Source organism: Rhizobium sp. SAFR-030, assembly GCF_059415005.1.
This window is the reverse complement of the sequence record NZ_JBPFDO010000001.1, coordinates 117,794-138,457: the sequence shown is the minus strand read 5'-3', so window position 1 is coordinate 138,457 and position 20,664 is coordinate 117,794. Positions and strand designations below refer to the sequence as shown.

20 protein-coding genes are annotated in these 20,664 nt (G+C 63.8%); 13 read left to right on the top strand and 7 right to left on the bottom strand.

What is annotated here, in order from left to right:
• Nucleotides 1-47: 47 nt before the first annotated feature.
• Nucleotides 48-920: an ATP-binding protein gene (locus ACR65N_RS00710; protein WP_440455379.1), complete on the bottom strand. Its 873-nt coding sequence runs from the start codon at nucleotides 918-920 to the stop codon at nucleotides 48-50.
• Between the two features lie 199 nt (nucleotides 921-1,119).
• Between ACR65N_RS00710 and yajC the strand changes: the two genes are divergently transcribed.
• From yajC to ACR65N_RS00685, 5 genes are all read left to right on the top strand, one after another.
• Nucleotides 1,120-1,470 (top strand): preprotein translocase subunit YajC, encoded by a 351-nt coding sequence (gene yajC, locus ACR65N_RS00705; protein ID WP_440455378.1) that lies wholly within the window; start codon nucleotides 1,120-1,122, stop codon nucleotides 1,468-1,470.
• Nucleotides 1,471-1,537: 67 nt separating this feature from the next.
• Nucleotides 1,538-4,099 (top strand): protein translocase subunit SecDF, encoded by a 2,562-nt coding sequence (gene secDF, locus ACR65N_RS00700; protein ID WP_440455377.1) that lies wholly within the window; start codon nucleotides 1,538-1,540, stop codon nucleotides 4,097-4,099.
• 1 nt (nucleotide 4,100) lies between these two features.
• Nucleotides 4,101-4,487, top strand: coding sequence for an Mth938-like domain-containing protein (locus ACR65N_RS00695; protein WP_430308053.1), 387 nt, complete (start codon nucleotides 4,101-4,103; stop codon nucleotides 4,485-4,487).
• A gap of 27 nt (nucleotides 4,488-4,514) precedes the next feature.
• A complete protein-coding gene (locus tag ACR65N_RS00690) occupies nucleotides 4,515-5,369 on the top strand; it encodes a phytoene/squalene synthase family protein (RefSeq protein WP_440455376.1) in 855 nt (284 codons plus the stop codon).
• A gap of 87 nt (nucleotides 5,370-5,456) precedes the next feature.
• Entirely contained in the window at nucleotides 5,457-5,927 is a 471-nt protein-coding gene (locus ACR65N_RS00685; RefSeq protein ID WP_440455375.1) for a hypothetical protein, read from the top strand.
• On the opposite strand, the gene trmFO is transcribed toward ACR65N_RS00685, so the two are convergent.
• The 3 genes from trmFO to ACR65N_RS00670 all read right to left on the bottom strand — a co-directional run bounded on the left by trmFO (nucleotide 5,886) and on the right by ACR65N_RS00670 (nucleotide 9,466).
• Nucleotides 5,886-7,394 (bottom strand): methylenetetrahydrofolate--tRNA-(uracil(54)-C(5))-methyltransferase (FADH(2)-oxidizing) TrmFO, encoded by a 1,509-nt coding sequence (gene trmFO / locus ACR65N_RS00680; RefSeq protein WP_440455374.1) that lies wholly within the window; start codon nucleotides 7,392-7,394, stop codon nucleotides 5,886-5,888. The two genes, ACR65N_RS00685 and trmFO, sit on opposite strands and share 42 nt — an antisense overlap.
• 96 nt (nucleotides 7,395-7,490) lie before the next feature.
• Nucleotides 7,491-8,114 carry a glutathione S-transferase family protein gene (locus ACR65N_RS00675; protein WP_440455373.1) on the bottom strand — a complete coding sequence of 208 codons (624 nt, stop codon included), beginning with the start codon at nucleotides 8,112-8,114 and terminating at the stop codon, nucleotides 7,491-7,493.
• A gap of 137 nt (nucleotides 8,115-8,251) precedes the next feature.
• Nucleotides 8,252-9,466, bottom strand: a complete 1,215-nt coding sequence (locus ACR65N_RS00670) for an NADP-dependent isocitrate dehydrogenase (RefSeq protein ID WP_440455372.1) — start codon at nucleotides 9,464-9,466, stop codon at nucleotides 8,252-8,254.
• Between the two features lie 175 nt (nucleotides 9,467-9,641).
• On the opposite strand from ACR65N_RS00670, the gene ACR65N_RS00665 reads away from it, so the two are divergent.
• From ACR65N_RS00665 to ACR65N_RS00640, 6 genes are all read left to right on the top strand, one after another.
• The gene (locus tag ACR65N_RS00665) at nucleotides 9,642-10,178 is read left to right on the top strand and encodes a hypothetical protein (protein WP_440455371.1); all 537 of its coding nucleotides are present in this window, start codon (nucleotides 9,642-9,644) and stop codon (nucleotides 10,176-10,178) included.
• A 133-nt stretch (nucleotides 10,179-10,311) separates the two neighbouring features.
• Entirely contained in the window at nucleotides 10,312-11,157 is an 846-nt protein-coding gene (locus tag ACR65N_RS00660; protein ID WP_440455370.1) for an RNA methyltransferase, read from the top strand.
• A complete protein-coding gene (murI, locus tag ACR65N_RS00655) occupies nucleotides 11,141-11,941 on the top strand; it encodes a glutamate racemase (RefSeq protein WP_440455369.1) in 801 nt (266 codons plus the stop codon). The genes ACR65N_RS00660 and murI overlap by 17 nt, the downstream gene beginning before the upstream one ends.
• 407 nt (nucleotides 11,942-12,348) lie before the next feature.
• Nucleotides 12,349-12,582, top strand: a complete 234-nt coding sequence (locus tag ACR65N_RS00650) for a DUF1127 domain-containing protein (RefSeq protein ID WP_440455368.1) — start codon at nucleotides 12,349-12,351, stop codon at nucleotides 12,580-12,582.
• Between the two features lie 309 nt (nucleotides 12,583-12,891).
• Nucleotides 12,892-13,524 carry a LysE family translocator gene (locus tag ACR65N_RS00645; RefSeq protein ID WP_440455367.1) on the top strand — a complete coding sequence of 211 codons (633 nt, stop codon included), beginning with the start codon at nucleotides 12,892-12,894 and terminating at the stop codon, nucleotides 13,522-13,524.
• 134 nt (nucleotides 13,525-13,658) lie between these two features.
• Entirely contained in the window at nucleotides 13,659-15,185 is a 1,527-nt protein-coding gene (locus ACR65N_RS00640) for a helicase HerA domain-containing protein (RefSeq protein ID WP_440455366.1), read from the top strand.
• A 192-nt stretch (nucleotides 15,186-15,377) separates the two neighbouring features.
• Here the strand turns inward: ACR65N_RS00640 and pepT are convergent, their stop codons facing one another.
• Both pepT and ACR65N_RS00630 read right to left on the bottom strand, forming a co-directional pair.
• Nucleotides 15,378-16,619: a peptidase T gene (pepT, locus tag ACR65N_RS00635; protein WP_440455365.1), complete on the bottom strand. Its 1,242-nt coding sequence runs from the start codon at nucleotides 16,617-16,619 to the stop codon at nucleotides 15,378-15,380.
• Nucleotides 16,620-16,746: 127 nt separating this feature from the next.
• Entirely contained in the window at nucleotides 16,747-17,742 is a 996-nt protein-coding gene (locus tag ACR65N_RS00630) for a TerC family protein (RefSeq protein ID WP_440456094.1), read from the bottom strand.
• An 82-nt stretch (nucleotides 17,743-17,824) separates the two neighbouring features.
• Between ACR65N_RS00630 and ACR65N_RS00625 the strand changes: the two genes are divergently transcribed.
• Complete coding sequence (locus tag ACR65N_RS00625; RefSeq protein WP_440455364.1) at nucleotides 17,825-18,013, top strand: hypothetical protein; 189 nt, start codon at nucleotides 17,825-17,827, stop codon at nucleotides 18,011-18,013.
• A gap of 145 nt (nucleotides 18,014-18,158) precedes the next feature.
• Entirely contained in the window at nucleotides 18,159-18,776 is a 618-nt protein-coding gene (gene rpsD, locus ACR65N_RS00620; protein ID WP_430308068.1) for a 30S ribosomal protein S4, read from the top strand.
• A 167-nt stretch (nucleotides 18,777-18,943) separates the two neighbouring features.
• Here rpsD and sthA read toward each other — a convergent pair whose 3' ends face one another.
• A complete protein-coding gene (gene sthA / locus ACR65N_RS00615; protein WP_440455363.1) occupies nucleotides 18,944-20,446 on the bottom strand; it encodes a Si-specific NAD(P)(+) transhydrogenase in 1,503 nt (500 codons plus the stop codon).
• Nucleotides 20,447-20,664 lie beyond the last annotated feature (218 nt).

Here is a 20,664-nt window from a genome sequence, read left to right as displayed (position 1 = left end):
CCCGGCATCGCGCCGGGCTTTTTTGTGTTCGGCGAATGCCGAGACTATCAAACCCGCTCGAGCGGCTTTCGCAGGCGCCCGGCGAGATCCTGGATGTACTGCCAGGCGACGCGGCCGGAGCGTCCACCGCGGGTGGTCGCCCATTCCAGCGCCTGATGATGCAGCGTCTCGCGATCGAGGCCGAGGTCAAAGTGCTGCGCATAGCCGTCGATCATCGACAGGTAGTCGTCCTGGCTGCACTTGTGGAAACCGAGCCACAACCCGAATCGGTCCGACAGCGACACCTTTTCCTCCACGGCCTCCGACGGGTTGATTGCCGTCGACTGCTCGTTCTCCATCATGTTGCGCGGCAGCAGGTGCCGGCGGTTGGAGGTTGCGTAGAACAGCACATTGTCCGGACGGCCCTCGATACCACCGTCGAGCGCCGCCTTCAGCGACTTGTATGCCGTGTCGTCGTGATCGAAGGAAAGGTCGTCGCAGAAGACGATGACCCGGAGGCCCGACGACTTGAGAATATCGAGGAGCGCCGGCAGCGAGGCGATGTCCTCGCGGTGCACTTCCACCAGTTTAAGCGGAGTCTGCGTGGCGGCCTGGACATCGGCATGCACCGCCTTGACCAGTGACGACTTGCCCATGCCGCGGGCTCCCCAGAGGAGCACGTTGTTGGCGGCGTAGCCGTCGGCGAAGCGCAGCGTGTTCTCGTGGAGGATGTCGCGAACGTGATCGACGCCGCGAATGAGGCCAAGAGCGACGCGGTTCGGGCGAGCCACCGGCTGGAGGTACTGATTGACCGGCACCCAGACGAAACAGTCGGCTGCGGACCAGTCATTTTTGGCCGGAGGAGGGCCCGCCAGCCGCTCCAGCGCATCCGCCAGCCGGCGTACTTCGCTCAGCAAGAGCTCGCTCATATCGGTGGACATCCTCACCTCCGGATTGCCTTGCCACAAGCGTGGCGGATTTCGCTGCGGGTAGCATGGCCTTTTGCCTATCGAAAGGGTAAGAGGCCTTAAATCGGTACTCTCCGGCTGCCGCTACAGTTGCATCCGCCGTGTTCGCAACTATATCTCGGCGGCCTCTGCGGAGCGTACCTCCGTTCTTGCTTATCTCTGGGAGTTATCCATGTTCGTTACAGAAGCATTTGCCCAAGCCACGGGTGCTGCACCGGCTTCGTCCGCATTCGGATCGGGACTGGAAATGCTTTTCCTCTTCGCGCCGCTGATGGTGGTCTGGTACTTCTTCCTCATCCGCCCGCAGCGCGCTCAGCTGAAGAAGCGGCAGGAGACGCTCACCAACATCCGTCGTGGCGATCAGGTCGTTCTCGGCGGCGGCATCTCCGGCAAGGTCACCAAGGTCATCGACGATAACGAACTGGAAGTCGAAATCGCCGACGGCGTGAAGGTCCGCGTGCTGCGCAGCTACGTGGCCGAAGTTCGCGTCAAGGGCGAGCCGGTCAAGACCGAAAACGCCTGACACCTGCGACGCCGGCCGGTCGGGCCGGCGCCATCCACCGGATCATTACCGGATCATTGAGAGCGCCATGCTGTATTTTTCTCGCTGGAAGACCCTGCTGATCTGGTGCGTGATCGCCATCAGCACACTCGTTGCGGCCCCCAATTTCTTCAGCAACGACCAGCTGGCAAAACTGCCCGCCTGGTTTCCGGCAAAGAAGGTGACGCTCGGCCTCGACCTGCAGGGCGGGTCGCACATCATGCTCAAGATCGAGCCGGCCGATATCGTCAAGGAACGGCTGGAAACGATCGTTGGTGACGTGCGCAATGTGCTGCGGCAGGCGAATTTCCGCTACACCGGCCTGACCGGAACGGGCCAGCAGATCCAGGTGCGAATCACCGACGTCGCCCAGCTTGCAGCGGCGCGCACGGCCTTGCAGCCGCTGCTGCAGCCGGTCTCTTCCGGCACCTTTGGCGGCACGATCGAGGAGGTCACGCTCGAGGACGCCGGCGAGGGCCTACTGCGCCTCGACCTGACGGATGCCGGCATCGCCTACCGCCTCTCCGGTGCGGTCAACCAGTCGATCGAGGTCGTGCGCCGTCGCGTCGACGAACTCGGCACGACCGAGCCGCTTATCCAGCGCCAGGGCGACGACCGCATCATCGTCCAGGTTCCCGGCCTCCAGGATCCGCAGCGACTGAAGGGCCTGCTGAACCAGACCGCCAAGCTCTCCTTTCATATGGTCGATACCAGCGTGCCGGTGCAGGAAGCCGTCAACGGCCGGCCGCCGGCCGCCTCCGAGGTCCTGTACTCGACCGACGATCCGCCGGTGCCCTATCTGGTGGAGCGCCAGGCGCTGGTCTCCGGCGAAAACCTCGTCGATGCGCAGGCAAGCTTCAACCAGCAGAACAACGAACCGGTCGTCACCTTCCGCTTCGACGCACGCGGCGCGCAGCGCTTTGCGCAGGCGACGCAGCAGAACGTCGGCCGCCCCTTCGCCATCGTCCTCGACGACCAGGTGATCTCGGCGCCGGTCATCCGCGAGCCGATCATCGGCGGCTCGGGCCAGATCTCCGGCAACTTCTCCGTTGAAGGCGCCAACGATCTTGCCGTCCTGCTGCGTGCAGGCGCACTGCCTGCGACCCTGACGGTGGTCGAGGAACGGACGGTCGGACCAGGCCTCGGCGCCGACTCGATCCGCGCCGGCGTCGTCGCCAGCGTCATCGGCGCAATTGCGGTGGCCGGCTTCATGTTCGCCTTCTACGGCTTCTTCGGCCTGCTCGCCAACATCGCGCTCGCCGCCAACATCATCATGATCCTCGCTGTGCTCAGCCTCATCGGCTCGACGCTGACACTGCCCGGTATCGCCGGCATCGTACTGACCATGGGCATGGCGGTGGATTCCAACGTCCTCATCTACGAGCGTATCCGCGAAGAGGTGAAGAGCGGGCGATCGCTGCTGCCGGCCATCGACAGCGGCTTCAAGCGCGCCTTCGGCACCATCGTCGATGCCAACCTGACGACGCTGATCGCAGCCGTCGTGCTCTTCTATCTCGGCTCAGGCCCGGTCCGCGGCTTTGCCGTGACACTGGCCGTCGGCATCGTCACGACCGTGTTCACGGCGTTCACCTTCACCAGCTGGATGTTTGCGATGTGGGTGCGGCGCGCCCGGCCGAAGCAGCTGCCCAAGGGCATCCGCACCGGCATCTTCGACGGACGCGGCCTGCCGTTCATGTCCATCCGCAAATACACCTTCGCGCTCGCGGCAGCCCTGTCGATCGCATCGGTCATCGGTTTCACCGGCGTCGGCATGAACTTCGGGATCGACTTCCGCGGCGGTTCGATCATCGAGCTGAAAGCGCGTCAGGGCGATGCCGATATCGGCGACATCCGCGCCCGGCTCGATCAGCTGAACCTCGGTGAAGTGCAGGCGCAAGGATTTGGCTCGACGCAGGACGTTCTCGTGCGCGTACAGGCCCAGGACGGCGGCGAGAATGCCGAGCAGTCGGCGCTGCAGCGCATCCGCAACGACCTGGAGCAGGACTACGAATTCCGCCGTGTCGAGGTCGTCGGACCGGCCGTGTCGAGTGAGCTGTCCTTCACCGCGACGCTTGGTGTCGGCGTGGCGCTGCTGTTCATCCTCATCTACATCTGGGTCCGCTTCGAGTGGCAGTTCGCCGTCGGCGCCATCATCGCCACGATGCACGACGTGATCCTCACCATGGGCCTGTTCGTGCTGACCGGCATCGAGTTCAACCTGACGAGCATCGCGGCCATCCTCACCATTGTCGGCTATTCGCTGAACGATACCGTCGTCGTCTATGACCGGATGCGCGAGAACCTGCGGCGCTACAAGAAGATGCCGCTGTCGGAGCTGATCGACATCTCGATCAACCAGACACTGTCGCGCACGGTGCTCACCAGCCTGACGACCATGATCGCGCTCTCGGCCCTGTACATCTTCGGTGGCGAGGTCATTCGCTCCTTCACCTTCGCCATGCTATTCGGCGTTGCCGTCGGCACCTTCTCGTCGATCTATATCGCTGCACCTGTGCTGATCGCCTTCCGCCTGCGCAGTGATGCGTTCGGTACCAATGAAGGCGCCGTCAGCCCCGGCACCAGCATCGCCGGCAGCAAGCGGAGAACCTGACATGCCGCGCGTGCCGGATATCCGCGACGCCCACTTTCCGGGCCGCGCACCGATCGATACCTATGGCAATGGCGGCTTCCGCTTTGCCGACATGTCGCATCGCGGATCGCTGCTCTGCCTGCCGTCCGGCATCTACGGCTGGAGCATGGAGGAGGGCGCGCCGCTCGATATCGAGGCCTTTGAGCGGGTGATTGCGGAGGCCGCTGATTTCGAATTCCTGCTCGTCGGCACCGGCCACACCATCCGTCCCCTGCCGGCTGCGCTGAAGGCTGCCTTCCGCGCACGGGGAATATCTGCCGATCCCATGGGAACCGGAGCCGCCATCCGCACGTACAACATCATGCTCGGCGAGCAGCGGCCGGTGGCCGCCGCTCTGATCGCCGTCTGACGTAAGCGGCAAGCGGAGGAATAGGCTTTGACGGCAACAGCCGCCGATCATTGGGAGATCTGCCTGTCGACGCTGCGCGACACGGATCGCGACCGCTACCTTGCCTGCCTCCTGTCGCCGGCGGCCAAGCGCGGCCCGCTGGCTGCCCTCTACGCCTTCAATGCCGAAATTGCCCGGGTGCGCGACGTCGTGCAGCAGCCGCTGGCCGGCGAGATCCGCCTTCAGTGGTGGCGGGATCTGCTGGAGGGCCAGGAGCAGGGCGAGAGCGCCGCCAATCCGGTCGCCGCTGCCTTGCTGGAGACGATTGCCGCCTACGAGTTGCCGCGCCGGACGCTGATCGACATGATCGATGCGCGCATCTTCGACCTCTACGACGATCCGCTGCCGGATCGAAACGCCCTGGAGGGCTATGCGGGCGAAACCGCTTCGGCGCTCATCCAGCTTGCCGGCCTGGTGCTCGACGCGCCGTCGGCGATGAAGGCGTCGGATATCGCCGGTCACGCAGGCGTCGCTCAGGCCATCGCCGGCCTGCTGCTGCTGATGCCGTCGCATCGCCGCCGCGGGCAGCTCTACGTACCGCTCGACATCCTGTCGGCGACGGGCCTCGATCGGGATAGGTTTTTGTCTGGAGAGGCGGACGAGCAGGCAGGCCATGCCATTGCAGCGCTGGCCGGCCTCGGCCTCGATCATCTCGCTCAGGCGCGAAAGGCCGGGACAATCCCGCCGGCCATTCTCGCCGCCTTCCTGCCCGCATCGCTGGCGGAACCCGTCCTGCGGCGTGCGGCAAGCCTCGGCAGCCGTTTCTTCGACGCACCGCTACAGCCGCCGCAGTGGCGGCGGCAGATGCGCATGGTGCGCACGCTCGCCCTCAAGCGACTCTGATCCCACGCGCCACCAAGGTCAAACTCGCACAAGCCTCGCGCACTAATCTCCACGATGCGCTGGCATTGGCTGTGAAGGGGATCAAAAGTGAGCCTGGTGACCTGGTCGATCATTTCTCTGGTGGTCATCCTCATCGCCTATTACGCGACGCGGATGGCGAAGGATCGCGAGGAGGGCAGCCGCCACGATGCGGGGCTGGCGATCATCGAGTTCGGCCGGGCTTTCCCCAACGAGGCGATCCGCAATCTTCATGAGACCGTGGATGGCAACGCCATCTTCGTTCGGCTGCACGACAACAAGGCGGGCGTGATGCGCAATTACGGCCACCACTATGCCTGCCATCTGATCGAGCCGGGACGTGCCCGCGTCACACCGCTGTTCAACGGCCGCGGCTTTGCCGTGGAATTCCTCGACTCGCCGACGCAGAACGGCGAGTTCGTGTTTGCCAGTGCGGCCATTGCGGCGGAAGTGTCGCTCTGGCTGCTCGGAAACTATGTCGCCGCCGGCCTTGCCGGATCAGGCGACGCCGACGCCAAGCGCGACGGCTCCACCATCTGACGAACCGGCCGGGCTCTCGTCCGACGGTTCGGCCGAAACAATGGCCGCCGGAGGAACCGGCTTGCCGAGCCAGCCGGCGCAATCCTCGAGCGCCCGTCGCGCCATCAGCTGCCGCTTCATGATCGTCTTGTCCTTGCCGCGGAAGCGTTTGACGCCTTCCGGCCTGACGATGGATCCGGGTGCCAGCTCGGGGAACAGGCCGAAATTGACGTTCATCGGCTGGAACGAACGCTTGCCGGGCTCGTCGTCGGAGACAAGGTGGCCGCCGGTGATGTGGTTGAGGAGGGCTCCGAGCGCGGTCGTGGCCGGCGGCAGCGAGGGTGTCTCGCCGCGTGCCTCGGCTGCGGCAAATCGGCCGGCCAGCAGGCCGATCGCGGAACTTTCCACGTAGCCTTCGCAGCCGGTGATCTGGCCGGCAAACCGCAGAGCCGGACGGCTCTTCAGTCGCAGCGTATGATCGAGCAGCGTCGGCGAATGGATGTAGGTGTTGCGGTGCAGGCCGCCGAGGCGGGCAAATTCGGCATTTTGCAGCCCGGGGATCATCCGGAAGATCTCCGCCTGGGCGCCGTATTTCAGCTTCGTCTGAAAGCCGACCATGTTGTAGAGCGTGCCGAGCGCGTTATCCTGGCGCAGCTGCACCACGGCATAGGCCTTGACGGTCGGATTGTGCGAATTGGTCAGCCCCATCGGCTTCATCGGGCCATGGCGCAGCGTCTCGCGGCCGCGTTCCGCCATCACCTCGATCGGCAGGCAGCCGTCGAAATAGGGTGTGCCTTCCCATTCCTTGAAGCCGACCGTGTCTCCGGCGATGAGCGCATCGACGAAGGCATCGTACTGATCCTTGTCCATCGGGCAGTTGATGTAGTCCTTGCCGTTGCCGCCCGGCCCGACCTTGTCGTAGCGCGACTGGTACCAGCAGATGTCCATGTCGATCGTGTCGCGATGGACGATCGGCGCGATGGCGTCGAAGAAGGCGAGGGCATCCTCGCCGGTCTGCGCCTGGATCGATTGCGCCAGGGCGGCGGACGTCAGCGGTCCGGTGGCAACGACCGTCAGGCCCCATGTCTCAGGCGGCAGGCCCTTGACCTCTTCGCGGACCACCGTGATCAGCGGATGGCCGGCGATCGCTTCGGTGACGGCTTCGGCAAACCCGTCGCGGTCGACGGCCAGCGCTCCGCCGGCGGGGACCTGGTGGCGATCGGCGCAGGCCATGATCAGCGAGCCGGCGAGCCGCATCTCGGCATGGATGACGCCGACCGCATTGGCGGTCGCATCGTCCGAGCGGAAGGAGTTGGAGCAGACCAGTTCGGCCAGGCTATCGGTCTTGTGGGCATCGGTGCCGCGCACGCCGCGCATCTCGTGGAGGATGACGGGCACGCCGGCCTCGGCCAGCTGCCAGGCGGCTTCGGAGCCCGCAAGGCCGCCACCGACGACGTGCACGGGTGTAAGGGAAGAGGTGTTTTGCATGGGCCGCTGCATATCACGAGGCAGGCGGCACGCCAAACGGAAAGCAGCCGTGCCGCCGGCAAGCCGGCCGGCGGCACGGCATGAAATGCGAAGGCTTCAGGCTTTCGGCTGCATCTCTTCTGCCAGCGCGTCGTCCAGTGCCTGCGCCCGCTTGGCGGCGTCGCGCTGCATCAGCCGCGCGGCATAGGCCTCGAATGCCGGGCGGCGCTCCAGCGTGCCGAACATCATTCCCCACGCCACCTGCGATCCGACATAGACGTCGGCTGCGGTGAACCGTTCGCCTGCGACATAGGCGCGCTCGGACAGCAGCCCGTCCAGCGCCTCGACCACGGTCTCGTAGGAACCGTAGCCGATCATCCGCCGCTTCTCCTCGGGGATCTCGATGCCGAGGCTGCGATTGCTGACGCAGGCTTCCAGCGGTCCGGCCGCGAAGAACAGCCAGCGAAGATAGGCGCCACGCTCACCCGCCGTCGGCGCAAGACCAGCCTGCGGAAACGTGTCGGCGAGATAGGCGCAGATCGCCGCGCATTCGGTAACGACGGTATCGCCGTGTATCAGGGCCGGAACCTTGCCCATCGGGTTGATGGCGCGGTAGGCGGCATCCTTCATCGCATCGCCGTAGGCGAGAGGATGGACCGTGTAGGGCTGGCCGATCTCCTCCAGCATCCAGCGGGCAATGCGGCCGCGCGACATCGGGTGGGTATAGAGCGTCAGTTCCACGGAAGTCTCCCTCATCGTTCGCTTTATGTTCGTTCTCTACGACCGTCCGCCGCACCTGACAAGCGTCGACGATCGGCGTCAACAAAAAGCCCGGCGCGAGCGGCCGGGCTTCATGTCTGTCAACAGTGTCCCTGGGCTCAGGCGCCCATGGCTCTCTGCAGGTTCTCGTCGATCTTGTCGAGGAAGGCGGTGGTCGACAGCCACGGCTGGTCGGGGCCGATCAGCAGCGCCAGGTCCTTGGTCATATAGCCACTTTCGACGGTGTCGACGCAGACCTTTTCGAGCGTCGAGGCAAACCGTGCGAGCTCTGCATTGTCGTCGAGCTTGGCGCGGTGCGCCAGACCACGTGTCCAGGCGAAGATCGAGGCGATCGAGTTCGTCGAGGTTTCCTGGCCCTTCTGGTGCTGGCGGTAGTGACGCGTCACGGTACCGTGTGCGGCTTCCGCTTCGACCGTCTTGCCGTCCGGGGTCAGCAGGACCGAGGTCATCAGGCCGAGCGAGCCAAAACCTTGTGCGACCGTGTCGGACTGAACGTCGCCGTCGTAGTTCTTGCAGGCCCAGACGTAGCCACCCGACCACTTCAGCGCCGAGGCGACCATGTCGTCGATCAGGCGGTGTTCGTAGGTGATGCCGGCATCCTTGAACTGGTCCTTGAACTCGGCTTCGTAGACTTCCTCGAAGATGTCCTTGAAGCGACCGTCATAGGCCTTGAGGATGGTGTTCTTGGTCGACAGGTAGACCGGCCACTTGCGCATCAGGCCGTACATCATCGAGGCGCGGGCGAATTCGCGGATCGAGTCGTCAAGGTTGTACATGGCCATGGCGACGCCGGCGCCGGGAGCGTCGAACACTTCCCGCTCGATGACGGTGCCGTCTTCACCGACGAACTTGATGGTCAGCTTGCCCTTGCCGGGAAACTTGAAGTCGGTGGCGCGGTACTGGTCGCCGAAGGCGTGGCGGCCGACGACGATCGGCTGCGTCCAGCCCGGAACCAGGCGCGGAACGTTCTTGCAGATGATCGGCTCGCGGAAGATGACGCCGCCGAGGATGTTGCGGATCGTGCCGTTCGGGCTCTTCCACATCTGCTTGAGGTTGAATTCCTTCACGCGGGCTTCGTCCGGCGTGATCGTCGCGCACTTGATACCGACGCCGTACTTCTTGATCGCGTTGGCGGCGTCGATGGTCACCTGGTCATTGGTGGCGTCGCGGTTCTCGACCGAGAGGTCAAAGTAATCGATGTCGAGGTCGAGATATGGATGGATCAGCTTGTCTTTGATGAGCTGCCAAATGATGCGCGTCATTTCATCGCCGTCGAGATCGGCGACGGGATTGGCGACCTTGATCTTGTTCATATATCTGCCTCTTAGAGATGCGGGACCAGCGGGGTCCCGGTGGGTGGACTTAAGTCCCGAGCGCTATAGCACCGCCGGAACGGAACGCAAAGCGCAGAGACCAGATTTGCCTTTGCCAAACCGGGGCCGCAGGATAATCTCGCGCATCACTTCAACCAGGGATTCTCACAGCATCATGCGCGTCCTTCCGCTTGCGCTCTTCATCTCCATGGCCGCCTTCCAGGCGCCCGCCGCCGATGTCACGGCGCCCGTGCGCGAGGTGATGGACATCACCAAGACCAACTGGGGCACGGTGGACGCCGACTGGAAATACATCTTCGATCCGGCACCGCTGTCGAAGCTTTTCAGCAAGCGGTTCCAGGCCGCCTACAAGGAGGCCGCGAAGCATCCGGCCTATGATACGGAAAACAACGAGCCGGGCGATCCCTTCGGCTACGACGTGGTGACGAACTCGCAGGACGGCTGCCCGTTCGAAAACCTCGAAATTGGCGCCGGTCCCCTCAAGGACGGTCTGACCGATGTCAAGGCGAGCTTCAAGATGTGGACCTGCATCGACGAGGCGGAGATCAAGAACTCGGTTTCCGAGGTGCATTTCGACGTCATCACCGAAGACGGCACGCCGGTGATCGACGACATCCATCGGGCGGCCGATGGCGAGCGCGATTCGGTGCTGGCCGAGATGCAGTCGCTGGCCAAGGGCCAAGGGCAATAGACCGAAAACCCTGTTCGGCCATCTGCCGGAGATGGCTGTCTGCCGCCGCTGGAGGTGAGGGGCTGCCGACGGCGCTTTGATTTTTCGCCGCGACTGTGCGAGGGAAGCGCCGATTTCGGATGTGGGATTGAACATGGCAGGCACCAACAGCGAGCGGACACTTGTGGCGGAAGGCCCGGCGATCATTCTCGTCGAACCGCAGCTCGGCGAGAATATCGGCATGGTGGCGCGCGCCATGGCCAATTTTGGCCTGGCGGAACTGCGGCTGGTCAATCCGCGCGACGGCTGGCCGAGCGAGAAGGCGCAGGCCGCCGCCGCCAAGGCCGATCACGTGATCGAGGCGACGACGGTGTTTTCGTCGCTCGAAGAGGCGGTCGCCGACCTCAACTTCGTCTTCGCCACCACCGCCCGAAACCGCGACGGCTTCAAGGAAGTGCGCGCTCCGGTGACGGCGGCGGCCATGCTGCGCCAGCGTTTCGTTAGCGGCGAGGGGACCGGTATTCTCTTCGGGCGCGAACGCTGGGGGTTGACCAACGAGGAGGTCGCGCTTGCCGACGAGATCGTTACCTTCCCGGTCAACCCTGCCTTTGCCTCGCTGAACATCGCCCAGGCCGTGCTGTTGATGTCCTATGAATGGATGAAGAGCGGCATGGAGGACGGCGCGACGACGCCGTTCCAGAAGGTCGAGCAGAAGCCGGCGAGCAAGCAGCAGCTGATCGGCTTCTTCGATCAGATCGAGGATGCGCTGGGCGCGCGCAACTACTTCCATCCGCCCAACAAGGTGCCGCGGATGATCGACAACCTGCGCTCGGTGTTGTCGCGGCCGGGCTTTACGGAGCCGGAGATCAGCGTGCTGCGCGGCGTGATCTCGTCGCTCGACCGGTTCCAGAGACGCTGGCCCGAGGGCAAGGCACCGGCCGGGTGGACGGCCGGCGGGCCGAACGCGGAGGCCGACGACCGCAATGACGACGGCAAGTGAACTGAAGCCGGTCCTGGTCTTCGATTCCGGCATCGGCGGGCTGACGGTGCTGCGCGAAGTGCGCGTGCTGATGCCGGAGCGCCGCTTCGTCTACATCGCCGACGACGCGGCCTTCCCCTATGGAAGCTGGGAGGAGGAGGCGCTGAAAGCGCGGATCCTGTCGCTGTTCGATGAACTGCTGCAGGCACACCGTCCAGAAGTCTGCGTCATCGCCTGCAATACCGCGTTCACGCTGGCAGGCGCAGCACTGCGCGAAAAGTTCCCGCAGATGACCTTCGTCGGCACGGTGCCGGCGATCAAGCCTGCCGCCGAGCGCACCCGCTCGGGCCTCGTTTCGGTGCTGGCCACCCCCGGCACCGTCAAGCGCGCCTATACGCGCGACCTCATCCAGTCGTTTGCCAGCCAGTGCCACGTGCGCCTCGTCGGTTCAGAAAACCTGGCGCGCATGGCGGAAGCCTATATCCGCGGAGAAGCTCTTTCAGACGACAGCGTGCGGGACGAGATCCTGCCGTGTTTTGTCGAGAAGGACGGATCGAAGACGGATATCGTCGTGCTCGCCTGCACGCATTACCCGTTCATGGCCAACCTGTTCCGCCGGCTGGCTCCCTGGCCGGTCGACTGGCTCGATCCGGCTGAAGCCATCGCCCGACAGGCGCGGCGGCTGGTACCGGCAGCCGACGATACCGATCATCCGGACGCGCCGGACGTTGCGCTCCTTACATCCGGCGCTCCCGACTTCCCGACCCGCCGCCTGATGCAGGGATTCGGCCTGTCGATCCGCTGACGCAATGGGTGGAGTTGCGTCCTGTTGCTTTTCAGCAACGGATTGGCGCGTTTGTCTGCAATCTTCAATTGCGCTCTTGTCGAGCAGCAAGGCCTGTGTCACCTTGTCGCTATCCGCAACACACAATTGAAAGGAGACGCACCATGACCGATTTTACCATGCTTATGCACGTCTCCGGCGGACAGCTCGTGATGGCCATGCCATCTTATTCGGTTGATACCCGACGAGTAACCTCGCTCGCCTGAGCGGCTTCTTGTGCACTGATTTCCTCAGTTTAGCACATTCTCCTGAACCATGACGTGATCAGCCAACGCCACGACTCCGTCGTGATCCGCCTTGCGCCTGCACCACGTCTTTTCAAACATCGAAAGGACCTGGCTGCCTGGCGGCACCGGGGCAGAATAGCTATGTCCAATATGCAAGTCATGGTTGCCGACGTCGTCGACGACCTCTTCCGGAAGTTCGGGTTCTGGCGGGTCGCGCGGGCACTCCTCGTCGCCGCATTCAGGCGCCGCAGTCACGTGAACGACACGCGTCATCTGTCGGATCGCATGCTGCGCGATATCGGCATCCATGTCGAAGACGAGACGCTGAAGCCCCAGTCGTTCTCGCTCTGGAGCATCCGGTTTCCCAACCTCTGACGATCAGGCGGCCGATCACTCGGCCGCCTGAGACGCTTCGTTCGGCGCAGAGGCCCTCGGCCAGATGATTTCCGGGAGGCATCGGGCGGTACCTTCAGCCCCTCTGGCCGAATATCTCGGCTGCTTGTCGCGCACCGGGACCGAGGTTTCTGAAGCTTTTGGCAAGGCCAACGATCGAGAGACTGGCTGCGCGACCTGATCTTCCCCTCCATTACCGACGGATGTTGCCGGAACCCTCTTTGACCAACCCTCTTGCCAAGCGGCGCGAACGGTGGATTGCTGCAGCCTCTGCAGGGAGGAATGATACTTATGTCGATCGAACACTGGCTGGCCTTTGTCGCCGCCTCGGCGGTGCTGCTGGCGATCCCCGGGCCGACCATCCTGCTGGTCATTTCCTACGCGCTTTCGCACGGTCGTCGGGCAGCCACCGCAACGGTTGCCGGCGTGGCGCTGGGCGATTTCACCGCCATGACGGCGTCTATGCTCGGCCTCGGCGCGCTTCTCGCCACATCCTCCATGCTGTTCACGGGGTTGAAGTGGGCAGGCGCCGCCTACCTGATCTATCTCGGCATCAGGCTCTGGCGAACACCGGTCGGCGAACCGACGGCGGAGGCGACCGACGTCCCCGCAGCGCGTCCGGTGCGGATCTTTCTGCACACCTATGTGGTGACGGCGCTCAACCCGAAGAGCATCATCTTCTTTGTCGCCTTCCTGCCGCAGTTCCTCGATCTGGCCCAACCGCTGTTCTTCCAGATGGCGATCTTCCAGACGACGTTTCTCGGGCTCGCCATCATCAATGCCGGCCTCTACGGCCTGCTGGCGTCCGCGGCGCGCGAGACTATCGTCAAGCCAAAGGTGCAGCGGATCGTCAACCGCACCGGCGGAACACTGATGATCGGCGCCGGGCTCCTGACCCTCGGCTTCCGCCGCGCCGCTGCCTGAGCCGTCGTTGAGAGAATTGCCTGTTGATGAGGGCGCCTTTGGCCGAGCCGACTCGGCGGATATTTGCTACAGGGTTGCCGATGGGCGACGTGTAACGATCGACCAGATGATGTGGCGGCAGTCGAGGTAGTGCAGTGCAGGTAGGCATCGATATGGGAACTGTGACCGGCGGGCAGCCGGCCAAGCTCGATATCGAGGAGCTGCTGGCGACCCGTCTTCTGGTGCAGGGCAATTCCGGCTCCGGCAAGTCTCATCTTCTGCGTCGTCTGCTGGAGCAGTCGGCGCCGTGGGTACAGCAGGTCGTCATCGATCCGGAAGGCGATTTCGTCACGCTTGCCGATAAGTACGGCCACGTGGTGGTCGATGGCGAGCGCACCGAGGCGGAACTTGCCGGCATCGCCAACCGCATCCGCAAGAACCGCGTCTCCTGCGTGCTGACGCTGGAAGGTCTCGACCTCGAGGACCAGATGCGTGCCGCCGCCGCCTTTCTCAACGGCCTGTTCGATGCCGACCGCGAATACTGGTATCCGGTGCTGGTCGTCGTCGACGAGGCGCAGATGTTTGCACCGTCGGTCGGTGGTGACATTTCCGAGGATGCGCGCAAGATGTCGCTCGGCGCCATGACCAACCTGATGTGCCGTGGTCGAAAGCGCGGTCTTGCCGGGGTCATCGCCACCCAGCGCCTGGCAAAGCTTGCCAAGAATGTCGCCGCCGAAGCCTCGAACTTCCTGATGGGCCGCACCTTTCTCGATATCGACATGGCGCGCGCCGCCGATCTGCTCGGCATGGATCGCCGCCAGGCGGAAATGTTCCGCGATCTGAAGCGCGGCAATTTCGTCGCACTCGGTCCGGCCCTGTCGCGCCGGCCGCTGCCGATCGTCATCGGCAACGTCGAAACCTCGGCGCGCTCCTCCTCGCCGAAGCTCATGCCGCTGCCGGATGCGCCGCAGGATGTGGAAGAGCTGATCTTCACGCCCGATCCGGAAGAATTCACCCGTCCGATCGTCCGACGCGCGCCGCCGGCGCCGCGCCCGACGACGGATATCCTGGCGGAGCTGTCTCGCTCGACGCCGGCCGCCGCACCGATGGCGGCCGACCCTAGCCGACCGGTGCAGCCCGAGCTATCGGCAGAGCAGCGCGAAGAGCGGCTGAACGCGGTGCTCGCGGAAATCATCGACGATCCGCAGGCCGCCTACCGCACCGATTCGGTGCTCTACCAGGATTTCCTGGTGCGCGTCCGCATGCGCCGTCTGCCGGGCCCGCCGATGCCGATGGGCGAATTCCGCCGACGGGTTGCGATTTCGCGCGCCGGCGTCGACGAGGAAACCGCCGCGACCCCCGGCTGGCAGACGGCGCTGGAGCTTTCGGCGCGGGTGTCCGACGACCTGCAGGGCGTGTTCCTGATGCTCGCCAAGGCAGCTCTGATCGGCGAGCCTTGCCCCTCCGACATGCGCATCGCCAAGGCCTACGGCACCCATTCGGCGCGTCGCGCCCGCCGGCTTCTCGGCTATTTCGAAGAGCAGGGCCTGGTCGTCGTGCATTCGGACTTCTCCGGCAAGCGGATCGTCGCCTTCCCCGATCTCGACGTGCAGACGGCACCGGGGCTTCCCGATGCGCAGGACGACGAGCCGGTGAAGCTCGACCGGTTGGCGGCCGAGTAGGGTCACCTTCCGGCATGGACCTTGGTGACCTTATCTATCTAGGCAATCTCGACATTTTTGATGTCTGACAGCGCGTGTGCGTTCGGGCGCCGCCCATCTCGTTTTACATCGCCACCTGCCAGGGTTTTGCGATATCGCGCGGAGACCGAGAGCCGTTGGTCTGGAACACCGGCTCTCGTATTCTGGCGTTGATCAGGCGCGTTCTTCCCAGACCTTCACCAGTTCGACGATGGCCCGGACCGACGTCTCCATGTCCTGCACGCTCACCCATTCGAGCGGCGAGTGATAGGCGTGGCCGCCGGTGAAGATGTTGGGGCAGGGAAGCCCCATGAACGACAGCCGCGAGCCGTCGGTGCCGCCGCGGATGCTGGTGATCTTTGGCTCGAGGCCGACGCGGCGGGTGGCTTCGATAAGGTTATCCATGATCTCCGGATGCCGGTCGAGGACGATCCGCATGTTGCGGTACTGCTCCTTGACCGTGAAGCTGTAGGTGGAGCCCGGATAGGCGTTCATCACGTCCTCGGCGATGGCCTTCAGCAGGTCTTCCTTCTCGGACAGTCCGGCATCCTCGAAATCGCGGATGATGAAGCCGATCTTGGCCCCTTCCATCGTGCCGCTGATGCCGACCGGGTGGATGAAGCCCTGGCGGCCTTCGGTGGTCTCCGGTGCCTGGTCCTGCGGCAGCCGGGCGACGATGGCGCTGGCAATCTTGATGGCATTTTCCATCCGGCCCTTGGCGGTGCCGGGATGCATGGCGACGCCGGAAATCTCGATCGTCACGCCGTCCGCCGAGAACGTCTCGTTTTCGATCTCGCCGATGGTCGAGCCGTCGAGCGTATAGCCGAATGTCGCGCCGAGCTTTTTGAGGTCCACCTTGTCGGCGCCGCGGCCGATCTCCTCGTCGGTGGTGAAGAGGATTTTTACCGCGCCGTGCTTCACCTGCGGATTGGCGAGAAGAAACTGCGCAGCGGTCATGATCTCCGCCACGCCCGCCTTATCGTCGGCGCCGAGCAGCGTCGTGCCGTCTGTGGTGACGATATCGTGGCCGATCTGCGCCTGCAGTTCCGGATGTTCCGCGACGCGGATCACCTGGCTGGTGTCGCCGACGAGACGAATGTCGCCGCCCTGGTAGTTCTTGACGATCTGCGGCTTGACGCCGGTGCCGGAAAAATCCGGTGCCGTGTCCATATGGCTGCAGAGGCAGATCACCGGCACGGTCTTGGCCGTGTTGGCCGGGATCGTCGCGTAGACATTGCCGTGTTCGTCGAGATGCGCGTCCGCAAGACCCAGCGATTTCAGTTCCTGCTCGAGGATCCGGCCGAGGTTCTTCTGCTTTTCCGTCGACGGCTGGCTGGTGGAGGTGGCCTCCGACTGGGTGTCGATGACGACGTAGCGGAGAAAGCGGTCGAGAACGGTATCGGTGGGAAGAGACATGCGCAGGCATCCGATTCTGCTGATGGAAAGCAAAATCATAGCCTGCCGCCGACCGGTCGTGAACGCCAAACCGGTGCGCGCAACGAGAAACCTCGCCGGATGTCCGGCGCGGCTGAAGGGGCCGATGTCAGGCGCGCGGCTTGCCGTCGAGTTCCGCCGGCGTGTTGCGGGTCGCCCAGAGCGATCCGACGATGCCGGCGGCCAGGATGGCGAGCGTCACGCCGAGCGAAACCAGCGGCGGGATCTTGGCGAGCCCCAGCATGTCGGCGAGGAAGATCTTCGAGCCGATGAAGATCAGGACGACCGACAGCGCGTACTTGAGATAGGCGAAGCGGTGGATAAGCGCCGCCAGCGCAAAATAGAGGGCACGCAGGCCGAGAATGGCAAAGATGTTCGAGGTGTAGACGATGAACGGGTCGGTGGTGATGGCGAAAATCGCCGGGATCGAGTCCACCGCAAAGACGAGGTCGGCGAACTCGATGAGGATCAGCGCCAGCATCAGTGGCGTCAGGTAGGTCTTCAGCTTGCCGGTGGCGGGATCGGCCTGACGAACGAAGAACCTTTCGCCGTGCAGGCGTTCGGTCACCGGCAGGCGCTTGCGCAGCACCTTGAGGATCGGGTTGTTTTCCACATCATAGGGCTCGCTGCTGGAGAAAAGCATCTTGATGCCGGTGATGATGAGGAAGGCGGCAAACAGGTAGAGCACCCAGCCATAGTTCTCGACGACGGCTGCCCCGACCGCGATCATGATGCCGCGCAGCACGATCACGCCGAGGATGCCGTAGAGCAGCACCCGGTGCTGGTACTGGCGGGGAATGGAGAAATAGCCGAAGATCATCGCGATGACGAAGATGTTGTCCATCGCGAGGCTCTTCTCGATGACGAAGCCGGTCAGGTATTTAATGCCGGCCTCTTGACCGAACTGGCTCCACACGAAGGCGGAGAACAGCACGCCGAGCGACATGTAGAAGCCAGACATCAACAGGCTCTCCCGGATGCCGATCTCCTTGCTGTTCTTGTGAAGAACACCGAGGTCGAGCGCCAGAAGAGCCACGACGATTGCGATAAAGGTAAGCCACATCCACAGGGCAGCGCCCTGGACATCAAACCAGAGGAAATCCATGACATAATCCATGCCGGATCCAGTTGGCTGATGAAGCACCGACATCACGGGTCGATCCGGCAATACACGTCAGAGGGGCCCGGTGCTGGCGATCGAGATGGGAAAGACCCGCAAGCCGTTCAAGAGCGTCGTGCCTGAAAAATGCACCCGGCAGGGGGTGATGCCGGTATTGGCCGGCAAGCCACGAAGAGGCCGCCTGTTCGGCCGGCCGATGTTGACAAGCCGGACCGTTCCCCCTAAAGACCCCCAATCGCCGGGCGGCAACGCCTAGCGTTTCAACGACATGTCCCGTGGTTGTCTCCGGACGCTCCGTGAGAAACCTGTCAGAAGCTCCTCAAGCGGGCGCTTCTTAGGAGGGCGTGTTTCCTTAAGCCGGTTTGGCAACAGACCGGCGTAAACCTGTGAAAGGAAATGCGATGAGCAAGCGCGCTGCATCCAAGTACAAAATCGATCGCCGCATGGGCGAAAACATCTGGGGTCGTCCGAAGTCCCCGGTCAACCGCCGCGAATACGGCCCGGGCCAGCACGGCCAGCGCCGCAAGGGCAAGCTTTCCGACTTCGGCGTGCAGCTGCGCGCCAAGCAGAAGCTGAAGGGCTACTACGGCGATATCCGCGAGAAGCAGTTCCGCGCCACCTACGACGAAGCTAACCGCCGCAAGGGCGACACCGGTGAAAACCTGATCGGCCTGCTCGAATCGCGCCTGGACGCCATCGTCTACCGCGCCAAGTTCGTGCCGACCGTCTGGGCTGCCCGTCAGTTCGTCAACCACGGCCACGTCACGGTCAACGGCGTCAAGGTCAACATCGGCTCGTACCGCTGCAAGGCTGGCGACGTGATCGAAGTTCGCCAGAAGTCCAAGCAGATGGTGACGGTTCTCGAATCGGTCTCGCTGGCTGAACGCGACGTTCCGGACTACATCGACGTCGACCACAACAAGATGGTCGCCACCTACGTTCGCGTTCCCACCCTGTCGGACGTTCCGTACGCCGTCATCATGGAACCGAACCTCGTCGTCGAATTCTATTCGCGCTAATATTCGGATCTGGCCCCGGCAACGGGGCCACATCCTGCAGCAATGCTGGAAGAGCCGCCCGGTCAACGCCGAGGCGGCTTTTTCATGGCCGCAGCCCACGGCTTTCGACAGGATGGCAAAGCCGGGGCAGGCGAAGCCGGAGGCCTGGACCTCCGGCTTCTGTGAGATCAGATGTTGGCGGCCTTGCGGGCTTCCGGTGCCGCCTCAGTCTCCGCAGGTGTCAGCCCCGGCGTCTTGTCGAGCGGCTGCGACGTGGCGACCGGCGCCTCCTTCGGCCCTTCGCCCATCCGGTTCCAGGCATCCAGTCCGGCGATCTTGTACGCTTCTGCGAGCGTCGGGTAGTTGAAGGTGTTCTCGACGAAATACTCGACGGTGCCTTTGAGGTTCAGGACCGCCTGGCCAATATGCACAAGTTCGGTTGCCCCTTCGCCAACAATGTGGACGCCGAGCAGCCGGCGCGTCTTCAAGGAGAAGATCATCTTCAGGAGGCCGGTGTCGAGCCCCATGATGTGGCCGCGCGAGGTCTCGCGGAAATGCGCAATGCCTGTCTCGTAGGGAATGCTGCGCTGGATGACCTCTTCTTCGGTGAGGCCGCAGGTGGAAATCTCCGGGACGGCGTAGATGCCGTAGGGGAAGAATTGCGGCGGTTCGCTGGCCGGCACGCCGACCGCGTGTCTTGCCGCGATCCGTCCCTGCTCCATCGATGTCGATGCAAGGCTCGGAAAGCCGATCACGTCGCCGGCCGCATAGATGTGCGGCACGGCGGTCTGGAACGTCTCGGGATCGACCTTCAGCCGACCGCGGCTGTCTGCCTCCAGTCCTGCTGCGGCAAGGTTCAGCGTGTCCGTCGCGCCGACGCGGCCGGCGGCAAACAGCACCATCTCGGCCTGAAGGATCCGGCCGCTCTTCAGCGTCACGCGGCATTTGCCAGCCTGTGCGTCGCGCTCGACCGTCTCGACCGTCTGGCCGAAGATCAGCTTCATGTTCCGGTCACGCAACTGGTAGGCAAAATCCTCGACGATCTCCTTGTCGATGAAGTCGAGCATCGTTTCGCGCGGCTCGACCACGGTGACCTGTGTGTCCAGAGCGCTGAAGATCGTCGCATACTCGATGCCGATGACGCCGGCACCGACGACGACGAGCGAGCGCGGCACTTCCTTCATCTCCAGGAGTTCGTCGCTGTCGATGACGTAGCGGCCGTCGAAGGGGATGTGCGCCGGCCGGTAGGGCCGGGTTCCGACGGCCAGCAGCACCGACGCGGCTGTCACCCGCAGCGTCTCGCCGTCCGACTTGGCGATCTCCAGCATGTTCGCATCAATGAACGTGGCGCGGCCGCGTACCTGCTGCACCCGGTTGCGGGCGAACTGGTGCTCCAGCACTTCGACCTCGTGGTCAAGCGTGATCAGCAGGCGCCGGCGCAGGTCATCGGCGCTGATTTCCTGCTTCACCCGGTAGGAGCGGCCGTAGAAGCCGCGTTCGCGCCAGCCCGTGAGGTTGAGCGCCGTCTCGCGCAGCGTCTTCGACGGGATGGTGCCGGTGTGAACCGAGACTCCGCCGACGCGGCGACCCTGCTCGACGACGAGAACCTTCTTCTCGAGCTTGGCCGCCTGGATGGCTGCGCGACGTCCGGCCGGGCCGCTGCCGATGGCGATGAGATCGTAAGTGTACATGAAGGTGCCTCGTCTGGGATGCGCTTCTATTGCAGCGCAACAACTGCTGTTGGTCAATCGTAACCATCAATCCTGACCAATTTCTCCACGCCGCCCGGAGTTCCCTAGAAACTTCTGCATTCAAGTCTGTGTGCAGATGCACAAAAGATTTGCACCGGTCAAAATGCCTAGATTTATGGCTTGACAGAGATCTATTGTGACAGGAGGATGAACCAATA